The sequence below is a fragment of the Archangium sp. genome (genome assembly GCF_036277355.1).
Lineage (GTDB): Bacteria > Myxococcota > Myxococcia > Myxococcales > Myxococcaceae > Archangium.
In genome coordinates this window covers 58683-73942 of the sequence record NZ_DASUNC010000063.1, presented here as the reverse complement: position 1 = coordinate 73942, position 15260 = coordinate 58683, and the positions used below count along the sequence as shown (strand labels likewise).

Sequence of the window (15260 nt, the reverse complement as noted above, 5' to 3'; positions counted from 1 at the left end):
GTCAACCTGGACGCGGAGCGCGCGGTGAGACGCCCAGCCGCTGCATCACCTGCTGGAAGACGCCGTACTCCTGGGCGCCCTGCAGCGCGAAGCGATCTCCGAGCACGAAGGTGGGCACGGCCTGGATGCCCGCTTCCCGCGCCTCACGGACGGCGTCCTCGACGACCTGGCGGTAGCGGCCCTCTTCCACCGCCCGCTGCATCGCATCGGGATCCAAGCCGGCCTCCTGCGCCGCGCCTCGGAGCGTGTCCCACTGCCACAGGTCCTGCCCCTCGCTCCAGTAGCGCCGCAGCACCGCCGCATGGAACGGCTCGAGCTTCCCCTGGTCCCGGGCGAACTCCGCCGCCTGATGCGCCCGCCGCGTCGAGGGGATGATGTCGCGATCCACCATCTTCAACCCGGCCTCGGCCGCCCTGCGCTTGAGGGGGTTGTTCGGATCCTTCATCCGCTCGCGCACGTAGGCCGGCAGGGGGAGCCCCTCTGGCGGTGTCTCCGGACGCAGGAAGAACGGACGCCAGTCCACCTGGACGTCATATTCCTTCTTCAGCTTCTCGACCTCCACGAGGCCGACGTAGCACCAGGGTCAAACGAAGTCCGACCACACCCGGATCGTCACGATGTCGCTCATGAGGCACACCTAACACCTCCGGAGCGTGCCTGCCACCTGGACCCCCCTCACCCCCCGCCCTCTCCCAGCGGGAGAGGGCGCATGCGGCTCACAGGATGCGGCGCGAGCGCGGGTAGCTGCCCAGGACGAAGAGATCGCGGCAGTGCGTCTGGGCCTGTTCGATGGCGGCGACCATGGCCGGGTCCTCCCGGTGGCCGAGCGCATCGACGAAGAACGTATACGTCCACCGCTCCCGCCCCTGCGGCCGCTTGTCGATGTGCGAGAGGTTGATGCCGGCGGACTGGAAGACGCCGAGCACCGACACCAGCGCGCCGGGCTTGTCGTCCGTGGTGAACATGATCGACGTCTTGTCATCGCCCGTGGGCCGGGCGTTCTGCCGCGCGATGATGACGAAGCGGGTGATGTTGTTCGGGTCGTCCTCGATGCGGGGGAAGAGGACGTTGAGCCCGTAGAGCTGCCCCGCGAGCGCCGTGCCGATGGCGGCCGAACCGGGCTCGGCGCCAATCTCCAGGGCCTTGCGGCACTCGTCGGCGGCGATCTGCGCGGCGCGCGAGCTGCTGGCCGCGGGCATGAGCTCGACGCCGGGGTACTGGGTGCTCAGCCAGTTGCGGCACTGCTGGAAGATCTCCGGCTTGGAGTGGATGCGCCGGACCTGGCTGGGCTGGCAGTTGGCGAGCAGCGCATGGTGCACGGCGATCTGCACCTCGCCGTAGACGGAGATCTGCTGGGCGTTGGCCTTGAAGGCGTCGAGCGTCTCCACGATGCCGCCGCCCAGCGAGTTCTCGATGGGGACGAGCCCGTAGTTGACGTGCCCGCGGCGCACCTCGGTGAAGACGCCCCCGATCTCCCGCAGGTCCTCGTAGTCCACCGAGGAGCCGAACTGCTTGACGGCGGCGGCGTGCGAGTTGGAGCCGGGCGGTCCCAGGTAGCCGATGCGCAGCGGCTGCTCGAGCGCGAAGGAGCCGCTCATCAGCTCGCGGTAGATGCCCTCCACGGCCCGGTCGCTCAGCGGTCCCTTGTTGGAGGACAGCACCTTGCGGAGCACCTCGGCCTCGCGGTGCGGAGCGTAGATGGGGGTGCCCGTGGCGCGCTTGGTCTTGCCCACCTCGACGACGAGGCTCGCCCGCTCGTTCAACAGCCGGACCAGGCGCTGGTCCACGGCGTCGATCTTCCGGCGCAGTTCCTGGAGCCGGGCCGCGTCCTTGGGCCGGACGGGCTCGGGCTGCTTCTGCTTTCGGGTCTTCCTGGTGGCCATCGGTCTCCAGCGCGGTCGAGCACGGAAGGCGGGATTCTCTCTCAAGAACCCCCGATGGCGCACGGGAAGTATTCAACCCGGGGCTCCCGGCACCCTCACCCCGCCCCTCTCCCGGCGGGAGAGGGAAGGATGCGAGGGTGGGCCTGGGAGGTACGGGAGCCCCCGGGCCTGGACGTCAGATGCTGCCGAAGGCGGTGTTGGAGATCTCCACCGAGGAGGTGTCCTCGGTCGCCATCATCCGCGCCGCCTGCTCCACGTTGGGCAGCACGTTGCGCGCGTACCACAGCGCGCTGTACTTCTTGCCCTCGTAGAAGGCCTTCTCGTCGCCCGTGGCCTTCTCGCCCACGCGCTCGGCGATGACGGCCGCGTCCAGCAGCAGCCAGCCCACGGCCAGCTCCGACATCATGTTCAGGAAGCGGTTGGCCGACAGCGGGATGAGCGTCATCTTCGACGGCTCCTGCGACCAGCCCAGCACGGCCATGGCGCTCGCCATCACGCCCTCCTGCGCCGCCGCCAGCTGCTTCACCGCCTCGCCGTACACCTTGTGCTCGCGGTTGGCCTCGATGAAGCCGCCCACGTCCGCCATGAACTGCTGGAAGTTCGCGCCGCCCGACTGCCCCATCTTCCGGCCCACCAGATCCATCGCCTGGATGTGGTTGGTGCCCTCGTAGATGGAGAAGATCTTCGAGTCGCGCGTGTACTGCTCCACCGGGTAGTCCTGGCAGTAGCCGGCGCCGCCGTACACCTGGATGGCCTGCGCGCACAGCCGGAACGCCTGGTCCGACGCGTACGACTTCACCAGCGGCGTCAGCAGCTCCACCTGCCCGCGGTGGTAGGCCGCCTGATCATCGTCCTTGCCCGCCATCATCTGCGCCTTGTCCGTGTGCATGGCCAGCTTGACGAGCAGCGCGCGGATGCCCTCCACGTGCGCCTTCATCTCCAGCAGCATGCGCCGCACGTCCGGGTGCTCGATGATGGCCACGCGCGGCGCCGAGGGATCCTTCCACTTGCTCAGGTGCGCGCCCTGCTTGCGATCCTTCGCGTACTCCAGCGCGTTGAAGTACGCCGCGCTCGCCAGCGCCACGCCCTGGATGCCCACCGCGATGCGCGCGCCGTTCATCATCTTGAACATCTGGCTCATGCCGACGTTCTCGACGCCGCCCACCAGCTCGCCCACGCAGCCGTCGTTCTCGCCGAAGTTCAGCACACAGGTGGCCGACGCCTTGATGCCCATCTTGTGCTCGATGGAGCCCACCGTGACGTCGTTGCCGCCCGCGAGGCTGCCGTCCGCGTTCACGCGGATCTTCGGCACGATGAAGAGCGACAGGCCCTTGGTGCCCGGCACCGCGCCCTCGATGCGCGCCAGCACCAGGTGCACCACGTTCTCCGCCAGGTCGTGGTCACCGCCCGAGATGAAGATCTTCGTGCCACGGATGCTGTAGGTGCCGTCCGCGTTCTTGCGCGCGCTCGTCTTCGCCGCGCCCACGTCCGAGCCCGCGTGCGGCTCGGTGAGGCACATGGTGCCGCCCCAGGTGCCGTTGAGCATGCGCTCCACGAAGAGCTTCTTCTGCTCCGGCGTGCCGCACTCGGCGATCAGCTCCGCCGCGCCGAAGGCCAGGCCCGGGTACATGTTGAAGGCCGAGTTGGCGCCCGAGAGGATCTCCTCGATGAGCACCTGGAGCATGATGGGGCCACCCTGGCCGCCATGGTCCGGGCTCACCGCCACCGTCTTGAAGCCCTGCTCGTAGAGCTTCTTCCAGGCGTCCTTGAAGCCCTTGGGGGTGATGACGGCGCCGTTCTCCAGCCGGCAGCCCTCGCGGTCACCCGAGGAGTTGAGAGGCCCGAGGACCTCCTTCGCGAAGCGGTACGTCTCCTGAATGACGGCCTTCGCCTCATCCGGCCCCCAGGCATCAAAGGGGGCCTGCCCCGCGACCTGGCCGAAGCCGAACTGCTCGAACAGCGTGAAGAAGATTTCCCGAAGGTCGGTCTTGTAGGTGTTGATGCCGGCGGACATGAGCCCCTCCCCGTACGTTGGTGGGGCTCACGGCCGCCACATCGGCGGTCAGCGGCCCCCATTGGGACACGCAAAGGTTACGTCTGTTGATTCGAGAGTCAATCCCGATTGACTCCAGAATCAATCAAAAGTGACGCTTCGCGTTGGAGCGGCGAGGGTTGCTCGCCGCCCCCACAGGGAGGGGATTGAAGGGGAAAGTCCTACTTCTTGGCCTTCTTCGCCGCGGCGGAGGCCTGGGAGACAGCGGGCGCCGTGGCCGTCTTGGCGGCCGGCTTGGAGCCCGTCGTCTTCTTGCCGGACATGCTGCCGGCCCTGCGCTCGTCGTCCTCCTCGCCCTCCCCCGCCGTCTGGGCGGCGGAGGCCTGGAGGAGGCTCTCGCGAGGCACTTCCACCACGATGGGGGACTGGCCGGAGCGCTGCCGGTTCTCGTCCTCCAGCGAGTAGAAGAGCTGGATGGTGGAGTTGCCCTTCATCACCAGCTCACCGCGCTGGTTCTCCGCCCACAGCTCCACCTCGACGAAGTAGCGGCCACCCTCGCCGTGCCGGTCGCTCACGCGGCCCTTGCAGACGACGGTGTCACCGGGCCACACCATCTTGATGAAGCGCACGTGGTAGCGGCGCAGCTGGCCGCCGCGGGCCCAGTCGCTGATGAGCTGGCCGAGCATGCCCATGACGAGCATGCCGGGGGCATACACGGAGGGCATGCCCACGCTCTTGGCGTAGACCTCGTCCACGTGGACGGGGTTGAAGTCACCCGAGGCACCGGCGTAGCGCGACAGCTGCACGCGATCGATGGGAGCCTTGGCCAGCGCCGGCAGCTCGTCGCCGACGCGGATGCCTTCGAAATAGAGCTTGCGCGCGGGCATTACGGATTCTCCTTGGCGGCGCGGACGATGAGCGTCCGGCGGGCGCGGAACACGAGGTTGCCCTCCTCGTCCCGGCCCTCGTCCTCGATGACGGCGACATCCATCTTGCCCGCCGGGCCGGTGCGCTCGAGCACGTCCGACACCCGCGTGGCGACGAAGATGCGGTCACCGGCGAAGATGGGACGCTCGTACTCGAAGGACTGCTCGGCGTGCAGCAGGCTCTTGATGCCCACCCCCAACAGCTCGCGCAGATCCGCCGCCGAGCTGAAGGACGCGGGGAAGGTAGGCGGGGCCACTACCGTGGGGTAGCCCGAGGCCCGCGCATACTCCTCGTCGTAATAGATGGGGTTGTAATCGCCGAGGGACTCGGCGAAGCGCCGGATGGCGCCCTTCTCCACCTCGTTCAGGAACGGCGGGGAGGCCCGGCCGATCGCGTTCTTGTCCAGCATGTCCCTCTCCCTTTAACGACCGGCCGGAAGCTCGAGCACGGTCAAGAGGCCCGCCTCGGCGGCAGTCACGCGCGGGGCCGCATTCACCAACGTGTTGGCGGTGGCCCGGTCCCCGGGCACGCCCCCGCGAATCTCCAGCACCAGCTTCGGGTCCGCCTCAATCTCGATGCGATCCCCCGGATTGTCAGCCCCCACCGCGATGGTGAGCTCCAACCGAACCCGCTCCTGCCCTTCCTCCAGACCCACGGCGGACTGGAAGATTCCCGCCACCCGGCCCTTCTTCACCGGGAAGGCACCATCCAGGATGTCCTCCTCGGCGAAGACGGGGACGATCTCCTCCTCGAAGTCGTCGCAGTCCATGCCGAGTCCCAACGCGCACAGGGCCGCGCTCTCCACCAGGCCCACGTGCCCCATCTGATCCTTGTCCACCAGGGCGAAGAACTCGTCCTCGGTCAGGCCGGCGCCCACCTTGCGCTGGAGCGCTTCGCGGCGCGTGCGCGCGTCCACCACGCGCGTCACCGTGGCATGGCGCACCGGGCCGCACGCCTGGCCCGCCACCGCCACCAGCCGGTCCATCACGAAGCCCGGATTGACGCCGGTGCCGAGCACCGCCACGCCCGCGGCTTGCGCCGCGCGGTCCAGCTTCTCGGCCAGCTCGGGATACTTGAGGAAGGGGAAGGCCAGCTCCTCACAGGTGGAGACGATGGGCAGGCCGAGCTTGAGGGCGTCGAGCAGCTGATCCATCACCTGCTCCAGGCGCGAGCCGGTGGCATGCAGCAGCACGGCGCCCTTGCGCCGTCCCACGGCCGCCTCCAGCGTGCCAGCCACCTTCACCTTCAGTGCGGGGCCCCCGAGCACATCCGACAGGGGACGCCCCACCAACTGGGGGTTGGCGTCCACGGCACCGATCAGCTCCACCTCAGGTGAGAGCTGGGCCGCCCTGGCGATCTCCTGCCCGATGACTCCCAACCCCATGACCACCACCGGGACCGGCCCTGCGGAGGCTCTAGGCATCGGAGAACTCTCCAAAAATCAAGGAGTTACACCACAATGCAGCAATGTCGCGCACCATAGACCACCCCCAGCCGGACAGGCAAGCGGCTCGTGAGGCAGGCAGATCGTCCCCTCCCAGAAAGAAGAGAGGTTACGAGGGGTTGTAAAGCGAGCAAGAGTGCGAGCCCACACCCTGCGGGTGTGACCTTCGGGCGCAAAGACGTGTATAACGGCCCGGTTTCTTCGATGTCCGTCCCTATTTCGAAGGGTTGGGAGGCTGTGTTCATGGACCGCATCCTGGTGGTGGATGACGATCCCCTCATTCTGGCCGCGCTGTCGCGGATCCTCCAGTCGGAGGGCTACGAGGTCGTCACCCACACGGATCCTGCCCAGGCCGCCAAGGAAGAAGGATTCCAGGTGGTGCTGACGGACTTCATGATGCCGTTGCTCAACGGCGTGGAGCTCCTGAGGACCCTGCGTGAGAAGAACCCGCGCGCCGTACGCCTGATGCTCACGGCGGCCGCGGACTTCCGTACGGCGTCCGAGGCGGTCAACCGGGGAGAGGTGTTCCGTCTGTTGGGCAAGCCCTGGTCGCTCAGCGAGCTGACCAGTGCGGTGCGGCAGGCTTTCGAGCATTTCAAGCTCGTGGAGTCCAACGAGCGGCTCACGCGGGAGGTGGCCGAGAAGAACGCGGAGCTGACGCTCATCAACCGCGACCTCGAGCGCATGGTGGTGGAGCGCACCAACGGCCTGCTGGACGGCCTCATCAGCGCGCTCGACTACCGCGATACCGAGACGCAGTGGCACTCGCGCCGGGTGTCGCTCTACTCGCGGCGCATTGGCGAGGAGATCGGTCTCACGCCCACGCAGCTCGAGGTGGTGGAGCAGGGAGCCCTGCTGCACGACATCGGGAAGATCGGCGTGAGCGACACCATCCTGCTCAAGCCCGGCCCGCTCTCGCCCGAGGAATGGGTGGAGATGCGCAAGCATCCCGAGTACGGGTACAAGATCCTCGCGAAGATGCCCTACCTGCACGAGGCCTCGCTGATCGTGCTGCACCACCAGGAGCGGTGGGACGGCAAGGGCTATCCGCAGGGGCTCAAGGGCAAGGACATCGTGATCGGGGCGCGCATCTTCGCCATCGCGGACACGGTGGACGCCATCACCTCGGATCGCCCGTACCGCAAGGGCCGGCCGATGTCCGTGGCGCGCGATGAGATCAAGCGCTGCTCGGGCACGCAGTTCGACCCGGAGCTGTCCGAGGCCTTCCTGCGCATTCCGGACGCGGAGTGGCAGCGCATCCGCAAGAAGGTCGAGGACATGGAGAACGCGGAGAACGCGCTCTGGGCCGGCTTCACGCCGGGCAAGGTGCCCAACCGCGTCGCGAGCTGAGCGCGTCTCTCACGGGAGCGCGCCCTTGCCCACGAAGGCGCGCAGCCAGGTCACCTCGCTGCGCGCCCGTGATTCCAGCAGTTGCTCCGAGAGCGAGCGCAGCGGCCACCGGTCGAGCGCGGCCCGGAGCGAGCTCATGACGGCCGCGTGCAGCTCGTCCTCGCGCGCGAAGGCCTCCCGCTGATCGCGGCCATGCCGCAGGCTGGAGGCTCCGGACGCCATGAGCGAGCTTCCCACCGAGTGCTCCAGGAGCGAGGACTGCCCGGTGAGTTGGCTTCCGATGCGCCAGAGCATGCGTCCCATCCTGCGGCGCTCGTCCTCAGGAGAGCCGCTCCCGGGTGGCCGCGGCCCGCCAGAGCAGCAGGAGCACACCGCGATGGCCCAGCGTCCGCTCCGCCACCGCGAAGGCAGCCCCCGTGGAGCCGGGCACCGACAGGTCCACCAGGCATCGCCGCGCCTCCTGGAAAGGCCGTGTGAAGGAGTCCTCCTTCCAGGTGGGGAGCACCGAGATGGCCTCGAGCGTTTCCAGTTCATGGGGACCCAACGGTGCATCCCGCTCCGTTCCCACCAGCAGGTGCAACAGGCGAAGCCGCATGGCTGAAGGTGAAGAGAGCTGAGCGAAACGCTGGCGCAACACGGGCGCGGCCTCTTGCTGGACGGACACCGGGAGCCTCTTGTCGCGCAGTAGATCGAATGCCGCGACGAGCAGCGCGGAATCGTCGAGCTCCGGAACCTGCTCGAGGACCCAACGGGCACGCGCCTCGGAAGGATTCAGGGAGAGCAGGGTCAAGATGAGACGCACCCGCGAAGAGGGGGCACGATCCCAGGCGCTCTCGAGCCCTGATTCATCGAGGCTCGCGAGGAGGGGCTCCGGCAACAAGGCACTCTCCTGCAGGTCGGGGCGGCCCAACTCCGTCCAGGCTTCGAGAAAAGCCTGTCCCCACCCCACCGGGACATCTCGCCGCTGATTCGCCAGGAGCGTCTCCAGAATCCGCAACTCCGGTTGCCCGGGAGCCAAGGCACTCACTCGGCGAAGAACCTCCTGTGCCGCGGAGAGGTCACCTGATTCCAGTGCGACGCACGCGAGAACGACATGCGCCGGAGCATGGCCTGGTGCTTCAGTCAGGGCCGCGGAGGCCTCCTGTCGAGCGCGCTCCATTTCTCCCGTAACGGCGGCCCGATGAGCGAGCCGGGTGTGCTGCAATGCACTGGAAAGGGCCTGCCCGGAATCGGGTGGCTCGCGCGCCGCTCGGGACTTCCAGAGTGCGAAGCCTCCCGTGAAGGTGAGCAGCGGAGTCGCGAGGCCCAGGGACCAGAGAAGCATCCTCCGTGTCATGCCCGTGCCGCTGCGTTCCGAGGTAGGGCTCGGAGGAGTCGATGTGACGTTCATCAGGACGCGGCCCCGTGGTTGTTGGCTACCCTACGCAGAATAGTCAGGAGGCGTCCCCTCTGATTGAGACGGCCGTCTCGTCTGTTCGAGACTCGTCGCCAGCGACGGAAGAGTCGCTCGCGCACCAGCCTGGGCGCTTTCGGAAGAGGGGAAGAGGTGCCCGATGCACATCAGGAGCTCCGCACCGCACCGCTCCATACTGGTGGCCACTGCGGCCCTGATGCTGATGACACGATTGGCCCTGCAAGGATTCATGCATGCAGAACAATGTGGTCTGGCCCGATAGACTCTGGGACGAAAGACCTTGCCGATGGTGAGGGTCTCCGCCAGCTCAAAGCGCCGCTTCATGGAGGTAGCACGAACGCTGGAGCAGACACTCGTCGCCTCGTTCGACGATTCCTTCGAGACCTTGGAGTCCAGGTTCAAGGCGCTGGAGCGGCAACTGCTGCGTTCAGTCGTGATGACGGCGTACGAACGACAAGAGGTACAACGGCGGATTGCCGAGGCGATCTTCACCGAAGCGTATGGGCACGACTGCCCATGGCCGATCTTCGGGCGCACGCTGCGGCGCATTCATCGCCTGGGCTACTCGAACGTCGAACGCCGCTACCACGTCGCCTGTCTGTACGCGCGATGGTGCCAACGGCACCCGCAGCACGACAATCGCGAGGCCCGTCGCATGCTGGATGAGACCGAACGGAGCATTCGCCGTCTTCCTCACGGCAACAGCCTTCGCAAGTGGCTGTTGAGCGCTCTGTCGGAGCTACGAGTCCAGACAGGGTTCCAGTCTGGAGCACCGCTCATCCAGTAGCCGTCCTTGCTTCAGGGCGACACCTCCACCTCCTGGATGGTGTCGCCCTCCAGGAGGCGGTCCACCACCTCCATGCCGCGCGTCACCTCGCCGAAGGCCGTGTAGCGGCCATCCAGGTGCGGCTGCGGCGAGTGGGTGAAGAAGAACTGGCTGCCTCCCGTGTCCTTGCCCGACAGCGCCATCCCCAGCACGGCGCGGCGATAGGGCCGCCGGGTGATCTCGCAACGGATGGAGTAGCCCGGACCACCCTCACCGTCTCCGCGCGGGTCTCCCCCCTGCGCGACGAAGTCCGGCACCACGCGGTGGAAGGTGGTGCCCCGGAAGTAGCCCTTGCGCGCGAGCGCCACCAGGTTGCCCGACGTCAGCGGTGCCTCCGCGTCCAGCGCCACCGTGAAGTCCCCCTTGTTCGTATGGAACGTGAGCGTGCTCCCCACCGGAGCGGGCTCGGGACGGAGTGCGTTGTCCGGCAGCTCCACGTGCGCGGCCCGCACGGGCTGCCCCGTGAGGCTCGAGAGCGACTCGGCCGCCACACGGCGCACGTTGGCGTGCGGGTGCTCCAGCCACTTCCGCAGCATCGGCTCCGCGTCCTTCCCCGCCAACTCCACCAGCCCCTCCGCCACCGGCGCGGCCATGTCCGGCTCCTGCGGCACGCGCTCCGCGAGCGCTCGCACCAGCGGCAGTGCCTCCATGTCTTTCAGCTTCCCAGCCGTGCTCGCCGCCGCCGCGGCCTCCACCGGGTCTTTCCCCTCCAGGAGCGCCCGCACGGGCCCGGCGGCCTCGGGCACCGGACGGGATGCCACCGCGTCGAGCGCCGCCAGCCTTACCCGCGTGTCCGGATACGACAGGTACTGCACCGCACTGCTCGCGCCTCCCCTCCCCTTCGACTGCGCCACCTCGCGCAGGCCAAGGGACAGCCGCCGCACCGCTCGCACCCAGCCGCCTCCACAGCGCAGCGCTTCATCGAGTGCTCCCGTCTGCCGATCGAGCGCCGCCGCCAGACGGCAGTCGAGGTTCATCAAATCTCCCGAGGCCACCTCCGAGACCGCGCCCGGTGTCGCCTCCTGGAGCGCGCGCCGCAGCGCCACCAGCACCGGACGTCCCGCCTCGGGCAGGCCCTGCTGCGCCAGCGCGAGCAGTGCGTGACCCGCCGCGGAGTCTCCTCGCGCCACACGCTCCACCCGGGCCGTCAGGGTCCGAAGCGCGTCCAGCGGGGTGCAGTCTCCGCTGCAACGCGAGGCCAGCTTCGCCAGCGCCCGCGAGGCCTCGGCCGCCACGCGGGGCACCTCGTCCCCCAGCAGCCGGCCCACCACGGCCGCGTCCTCCGGGCCTCCCACGTCCCCCACCCCCTTCGCGCACAGGGCCCTCACGTCCGGCGCGTCATCCCCGAGACAGCGCCGCAGCATGCCGAGCCCCTCGGGACGCTTCGCGCTCGCCAGGAGGTAGGCCCCGCCGAAACGCGCCGCCTCGGGCTGTCCGGACTGGAGCAGCACCGCCGCCCGCGCCAACGGCACCTCCGCCAACGACGCGCCCCGGCGTGCCGCCACCCCGAGCCCCACCGCCGCCCGGCCCGCGACCTCCGGATTCCCCTCCGAGAGCCGCTCCGTGAGGCGCTTCACCGCCCCCGGCGTGGCCAGCTTCCCCAGCGACTCGAGCAACGTGCGCCGCACGCCCTCGTCCTTCTCCGCGCCCTCGGCGGCCAGCAGCGCCTCCGTCATCCGCGCCTTCTCCGCGTCCGTGAGCGGCTCCCACGAGAGCGCCAGCACCCCCGCGGCGAAGGCCGCCTCGTCCCGCACGGGCACCTCGGCGGCACCCCATCCGCCCAGCACGGCCTCCAGCGTGGACGGCTCCTGGATGCGGGCGAGCGCGCGCAGGGCCCGCACGCGCACCGGCACGGACCCCTTCGCCGCCAGTTCCACCAACCGGCCCCCCGCCAGCGAGCGGCGGTCCTCCCAGAGGGCGATCTCCTCCCCTCCTCCCGCCTCCGGCGCGGACGGCACGGAGCGGACACAACCCGACAGCACGAGTCCCCACAGCAGGCAGGCGGGCACAGCGGCGCGCAGAGCATCCATGCCGCCCCGCCTAGGCCAATTCCCCGCGAAAATCCAGGGGTTAGCCCGTAAGCCGTTTGACTTGGGCCATCGGGCACCGGAAGATGCTCGGCGCTTCCCAGATTCAAGGAGCGCCGGTCCTGAACTGCCCTGGCTGTGGCACCAAGGTCGCGGATGGCACCTCCATCTGCCCTTCGTGCGACTACATCATCGACTCCTCGTTCATCTCGACCGATGCCCCCCCGGACACGGACGATGACGCGGAGGCCGCTCCGCCCCCGCCTCGCAGGCCCACCGCGTCCCGCCCCGCTCCGGGCGCTCGCGTCGCCACCGGCTCCCGGCCCGCGGCCCGCGCCCCCACCGGCTCGCGCCCCCGCGTCCCCACCTCCCCGGGACGTCCCTCCGCTCCCGCCCCCGCGGTCGCCGACGAGGACGCCACCAACATCCGGTCCATGGAGGACATCCTCCGCAACGCGCCCCAGCGCTCCACGGGCGCTCGCCCCGCCTCCGGCTCCCGTCCCGCCGCGCGCTCGGGCACCGCGCCCTCCCGTCCGGCCCCCGCGCCCGCTCCCAAGCGCCCGCAGCAGACCGAGCTCGACCCCGCCGACATCAACTACGTCCCCACCCGCGACCCCTACGGCACCCACTCCGGCACCGGGCAGATCGTCGCCCCCGAGCAGGTCATCGAGGACTTCCGCGACTTCGTCGGCGTGCTGGGCAGCTCCGACAAGATCGCCTTCGGCGGCGCCGTCACCCTCCTCGTCTCCGCCTTCCTCCCCTGGAAGGAGACGGCCGCCGAGGGCGACATCCTCGGCCTGATGAGCCTGGGACTCCTCGCCGTCCTGGCGGCCATCGGCATCATCGGCGCCATCACCGTGCGCGTGCGCCGGCTCATGCCCAATCTCAACGTGCTCATCCCCTGGGTGGCGCAGCTCGGCCTGTCCGTCTTCTGCATCCTCTGGTGCATCGTCTTCATGAAGCTCTCGTACGACGCCACCGAGGTGCCCTCGCCCATGGGCAACGCCACCATCATGAACTCCACCCCCAGCTTCGGCGTGGTGCTCGGCCTCCTGGGCGCGCTGACGAGCCTGGCGGGCTCGCTCATGGGCCTGAAGGAGAAGCCCACCGCATGACTCCGTCGCCCTCCGTCCCGGCTTCCGGAGGCCCGGCCCTGCGCCTCCTCCTCCAGGCCCTGGAGCGCACGGTGCTCGGCCAGCCACAGGTGGTGGCGGACCTCGTCACCGCGTTCCTCGCGCGCGGGCACGTGCTGCTCGAAGGCGTCCCCGGCGTGGCCAAGACGCTCACCGCGCGCAGCATGGCCTCCGCGCTGGGCCTCGACTTCACCCGCGTCCAGTTCACCCCGGACCTGATGCCGAGCGACATCCTCGGCACCAACGTCTTCCGGCCCCAGGACAACGCCTTCCAGCTCGTGAAGGGCCCCGTCTTCACCGAGGTGCTCGTCGCCGACGAGATCAACCGCACCCCGCCCAAGACACAGGCCGCGCTGCTGGAGGCCATGGAGGAGCGGCAGGTCACCATCGACGGCACCACGCACACGCTGCCTTCCCACTTCTTCGTGGTGGCCACGCAGAACCCGCTGGAGCTGGAGGGCACCTACCCGCTCCCCGAGGCCCAGCTGGACCGTTTCCTCATGCGGGTGCGCGTGGGCTACCCGCCACCCGAGGCCGAGCTGGACATGGTGCGCGGCTTCCACCAGCGCGGAGGCAAGGCCGCCCAGGTGGAGCGGGTGCTGGACGCCCCCACCCTGCTGGAGCTGCAGACGCGGGCCGCGAGCGTCGCCTGCGACGAGTCCGTGCTCGCCTACGCCGTGCGCCTCATCCGCGAGACGCGCGCCAACCCCCGCGTGCGGCTGGGGGCCTCTCCGCGCTCGGCCCAGGCGCTGCTGGCGGCGGCCAAGGCCCGCGCGGCCCTCAACGGCGGCGACTTCGTCACCCCGGATGACGTGAAGGCCGTCTGCCCCAGCGTCCTCAACCACCGCCTCCTGCTCAAGGCCGAGGCGGAGGTGGAGGGCCTCACCGCGGACGACGTGCTCCGCCAGACGTTGGAGCGCGTCCAGGTCCCCCGGTGAGCCCCGGCCGGCCCGTCCCCACCGGGCTCGCCGTGGCCCTCCTCGCGGCGGCCCTCGTCCCCGCGGCCCTCGCCGTGGCCGGCTCCGTCTTCCTGTGGCTCGCCCTCGCCCTGGACGCGGCCGTGCTGCTGCTGTGCGCCTTCGACTTCCTGTCCGCCCCTCGCGCCTCGGACGTGGAGGTGCGGCGCTCGCTGGAGCCCGTCCTCTCCTCGGGCACCGCCAACCCCGTGCGTCTGGAATTGAGCCCGCGCGGCCCCCGGCCCGTGCGCGGATGGGTGCGGGACGAGGTGCCTCCCGGCGTGGACGTGCGCGGCCACCAGCAGCCCTTCTCCCTCTCGCCGGACGCGCCCCCCGCCACCGTCTCCTACACCCTCACGCCGCCCGCCCGAGGGGACCTGCGCCTCGGAGACGTGCACCTGCGGCTGCTCGGGCCGCTGGGCCTGTGCGCGCGCCAGGTGCGCCTCCCCGCGGCCCAGACCGTGAAGGTGTACCCAGACCTCACCGCCCTGACGCGCGAGGCGCTGGCGCTCGCCATGGCCTCGGATGCCCCCTCGGAGCGCACCCTGCGCCGCTCCGCCGAGGGCCGTGAGTTCGAGTCCCTCCGCGAGTACCGCACCGGTGACGACTACCGCACCGTGGACTGGAAGGCCTCGGCGCGCCGGGCCCGCACCATGGTGCGCGTGTACCAGCCCGAGCGGAACCAGCCGGTGCTGCTGATGCTCGACTGCGGACGCCACATGGCCGGCCGCGTGGACGGCCGACGCAAGCTGGACCACGCCGTGGACGCGGCGCTGCGCCTGGCCAAGGTGAGCCTCGACGCGGGTGACATGGTGGGCGTGCTCGCCTTCGCCAGCGACGTGCGCGCCTACCTCCCGCCGCGCAAGGGCCACGAGCACCTGCGCCTCCTCACCGAGGCCCTCTACCGCGCCGAGGCCGCCCTCGAGGAGAGCGACTACGGCCGCGCCTACGACTTCGCCTTCGCCCGCTCCTCGCGCCGCTCGCTGGTGGTGCTCTTCACGGACCTGGTGGACCCGGACGCCTCGGGCACCCTGCTGGCCCGCACCCTGGCCCTGCGCCCCCGCCACCTGCCCGTGGTGGCCTCGCTCCTGGATCCCGACCTCCAGGCCGCCGCCACCGCCATCCCCTCCTCCGAGCAGGACGCCTACGCGCGCCAGGCCGCCGCTCGCCTCGAGGAGGACTACCAGCGCACCGCTCTCACGCTCCGAGACTCGGGTGCACTCGTGGTGCGGGCCCCCGCGAAGGGCTTCGGCGCCGCCGCCGTCAACACCTATCTGCACGTGAAGTCGCGCGGCCTGCTGTAGCTG

The 15260-nt window shown here is 69.8% G+C and carries 13 protein-coding genes and 2 pseudogenes; 5 read left to right on the top strand and 10 right to left on the bottom strand.

Annotated features, from left to right (window positions below):
- Window position 1 precedes the first annotated feature (1 nt).
- The 6 genes and pseudogenes from VFZ09_RS16610 to VFZ09_RS16585 all read right to left on the bottom strand — a co-directional run.
- Window positions 2-571 (bottom strand): annotated as a pseudogene (locus tag VFZ09_RS16610) (DsbA family oxidoreductase); the annotation flags it as partial.
- A gap of 145 nt (window positions 572-716) precedes the next feature.
- Window positions 717-1883, bottom strand: coding sequence for a chorismate mutase (pheA, locus tag VFZ09_RS16605; RefSeq protein WP_329728557.1), 1167 nt, complete (start codon window positions 1881-1883; stop codon window positions 717-719).
- Window positions 1884-2058: 175 nt separating this feature from the next.
- A complete protein-coding gene (locus VFZ09_RS16600) occupies window positions 2059-3897 on the bottom strand; it encodes an acyl-CoA dehydrogenase (protein WP_329728556.1) in 1839 nt (612 codons plus the stop codon).
- A 200-nt stretch (window positions 3898-4097) separates the two neighbouring features.
- Window positions 4098-4763: a MaoC family dehydratase gene (locus tag VFZ09_RS16595; RefSeq protein ID WP_329728555.1), complete on the bottom strand. Its 666-nt coding sequence runs from the start codon at window positions 4761-4763 to the stop codon at window positions 4098-4100.
- A complete protein-coding gene (locus tag VFZ09_RS16590) occupies window positions 4763-5212 on the bottom strand; it encodes a MaoC family dehydratase N-terminal domain-containing protein (protein WP_043388894.1) in 450 nt (149 codons plus the stop codon). Before VFZ09_RS16590 ends, VFZ09_RS16595 begins: the two co-directional genes overlap by 1 nt.
- 12 nt (window positions 5213-5224) lie before the next feature.
- The gene (locus VFZ09_RS16585; protein WP_329728554.1) at window positions 5225-6226 is read right to left on the bottom strand and encodes a dihydrodipicolinate reductase; all 1002 of its coding nucleotides are present in this window, start codon (window positions 6224-6226) and stop codon (window positions 5225-5227) included.
- Between the two features lie 264 nt (window positions 6227-6490).
- On the opposite strand from VFZ09_RS16585, the gene VFZ09_RS16580 reads away from it, so the two are divergent.
- Window positions 6491-7597 (top strand): HD domain-containing phosphohydrolase, encoded by a 1107-nt coding sequence (locus tag VFZ09_RS16580; RefSeq protein ID WP_047856925.1) that lies wholly within the window; start codon window positions 6491-6493, stop codon window positions 7595-7597.
- A gap of 9 nt (window positions 7598-7606) precedes the next feature.
- Here the strand turns inward: VFZ09_RS16580 and VFZ09_RS16575 are convergent, their stop codons facing one another.
- From VFZ09_RS16575 to VFZ09_RS51625, 3 genes and pseudogenes are all read right to left on the bottom strand, one after another.
- A complete protein-coding gene (locus tag VFZ09_RS16575) occupies window positions 7607-7891 on the bottom strand; it encodes a hypothetical protein (RefSeq protein WP_329728553.1) in 285 nt (94 codons plus the stop codon).
- A 25-nt stretch (window positions 7892-7916) separates the two neighbouring features.
- Window positions 7917-8387 carry a hypothetical protein gene (locus VFZ09_RS16570; RefSeq protein WP_329728552.1) on the bottom strand — a complete coding sequence of 157 codons (471 nt, stop codon included), beginning with the start codon at window positions 8385-8387 and terminating at the stop codon, window positions 7917-7919.
- A gap of 204 nt (window positions 8388-8591) precedes the next feature.
- Window positions 8592-8756, bottom strand: a pseudogene (locus VFZ09_RS51625) (tetratricopeptide repeat protein); the annotation flags it as partial.
- Window positions 8757-9297: 541 nt separating this feature from the next.
- Here VFZ09_RS51625 and VFZ09_RS16565 point away from each other — a divergent pair.
- Window positions 9298-9798 (top strand): hypothetical protein, encoded by a 501-nt coding sequence (locus tag VFZ09_RS16565; protein ID WP_329728551.1) that lies wholly within the window; start codon window positions 9298-9300, stop codon window positions 9796-9798.
- 11 nt (window positions 9799-9809) lie between these two features.
- On the opposite strand, the gene VFZ09_RS16560 is transcribed toward VFZ09_RS16565, so the two are convergent.
- The gene (locus tag VFZ09_RS16560; protein WP_329728550.1) at window positions 9810-11867 is read right to left on the bottom strand and encodes a peptidylprolyl isomerase; all 2058 of its coding nucleotides are present in this window, start codon (window positions 11865-11867) and stop codon (window positions 9810-9812) included.
- A gap of 83 nt (window positions 11868-11950) precedes the next feature.
- Here VFZ09_RS16560 and VFZ09_RS16555 point away from each other — a divergent pair, with 83 nt between their 5' ends.
- Genes VFZ09_RS16555 through VFZ09_RS16545 form a run of 3 tightly spaced genes read left to right on the top strand, consistent with a single transcriptional unit; the run spans window position 11951 to window position 15257 of the window.
- Window positions 11951-12979 (top strand): hypothetical protein, encoded by a 1029-nt coding sequence (locus tag VFZ09_RS16555; protein ID WP_329728549.1) that lies wholly within the window; start codon window positions 11951-11953, stop codon window positions 12977-12979.
- Window positions 12976-13935: a MoxR family ATPase gene (locus tag VFZ09_RS16550; RefSeq protein ID WP_329728548.1), complete on the top strand. Its 960-nt coding sequence runs from the start codon at window positions 12976-12978 to the stop codon at window positions 13933-13935. The genes VFZ09_RS16555 and VFZ09_RS16550 overlap by 4 nt, the downstream gene beginning before the upstream one ends.
- On the top strand, window positions 13932-15257 hold the full coding sequence (locus VFZ09_RS16545) for a DUF58 domain-containing protein (protein WP_329728547.1): 1326 nt from the start codon (window positions 13932-13934) through the stop codon (window positions 15255-15257). Before VFZ09_RS16550 ends, VFZ09_RS16545 begins: the two co-directional genes overlap by 4 nt.
- The last annotated feature ends 3 nt before the right edge of the window (window positions 15258-15260 follow it).

What these genes read in the sequence shown, in the direction of transcription:
- pheA (WP_329728557.1), bottom strand. Translation starts at nt 1,883, where the DNA reads ATGGCCACCAGGAAGACCCGAAAGCAGAAGCAGCCCGAGCCCGTCCGG.
- VFZ09_RS16600 (WP_329728556.1), bottom strand. Translation starts at nt 3,897, where the DNA reads ATGTCCGCCGGCATCAACACCTACAAGACCGACCTTCGGGAAATCTTC.
- VFZ09_RS16595 (WP_329728555.1), bottom strand. Translation starts at nt 4,763, where the DNA reads ATGCCCGCGCGCAAGCTCTATTTCGAAGGCATCCGCGTCGGCGACGAG.
- VFZ09_RS16590 (WP_043388894.1), bottom strand. Translation starts at nt 5,212, where the DNA reads ATGCTGGACAAGAACGCGATCGGCCGGGCCTCCCCGCCGTTCCTGAAC.
- VFZ09_RS16585 (WP_329728554.1), bottom strand. Translation starts at nt 6,226, where the DNA reads ATGCCTAGAGCCTCCGCAGGGCCGGTCCCGGTGGTGGTCATGGGGTTG.
- VFZ09_RS16580 (WP_047856925.1), top strand. Translation starts at nt 6,491, where the DNA reads ATGGACCGCATCCTGGTGGTGGATGACGATCCCCTCATTCTGGCCGCG.
- VFZ09_RS16575 (WP_329728553.1), bottom strand. Translation starts at nt 7,891, where the DNA reads ATGCTCTGGCGCATCGGAAGCCAACTCACCGGGCAGTCCTCGCTCCTG.
- VFZ09_RS16565 (WP_329728551.1), top strand. Translation starts at nt 9,298, where the DNA reads ATGGTGAGGGTCTCCGCCAGCTCAAAGCGCCGCTTCATGGAGGTAGCA.
- VFZ09_RS16560 (WP_329728550.1), bottom strand. Translation starts at nt 11,867, where the DNA reads ATGGATGCTCTGCGCGCCGCTGTGCCCGCCTGCCTGCTGTGGGGACTC.
- VFZ09_RS16555 (WP_329728549.1), top strand. Translation starts at nt 11,951, where the DNA reads ATGCTCGGCGCTTCCCAGATTCAAGGAGCGCCGGTCCTGAACTGCCCT.
- VFZ09_RS16550 (WP_329728548.1), top strand. Translation starts at nt 12,976, where the DNA reads ATGACTCCGTCGCCCTCCGTCCCGGCTTCCGGAGGCCCGGCCCTGCGC.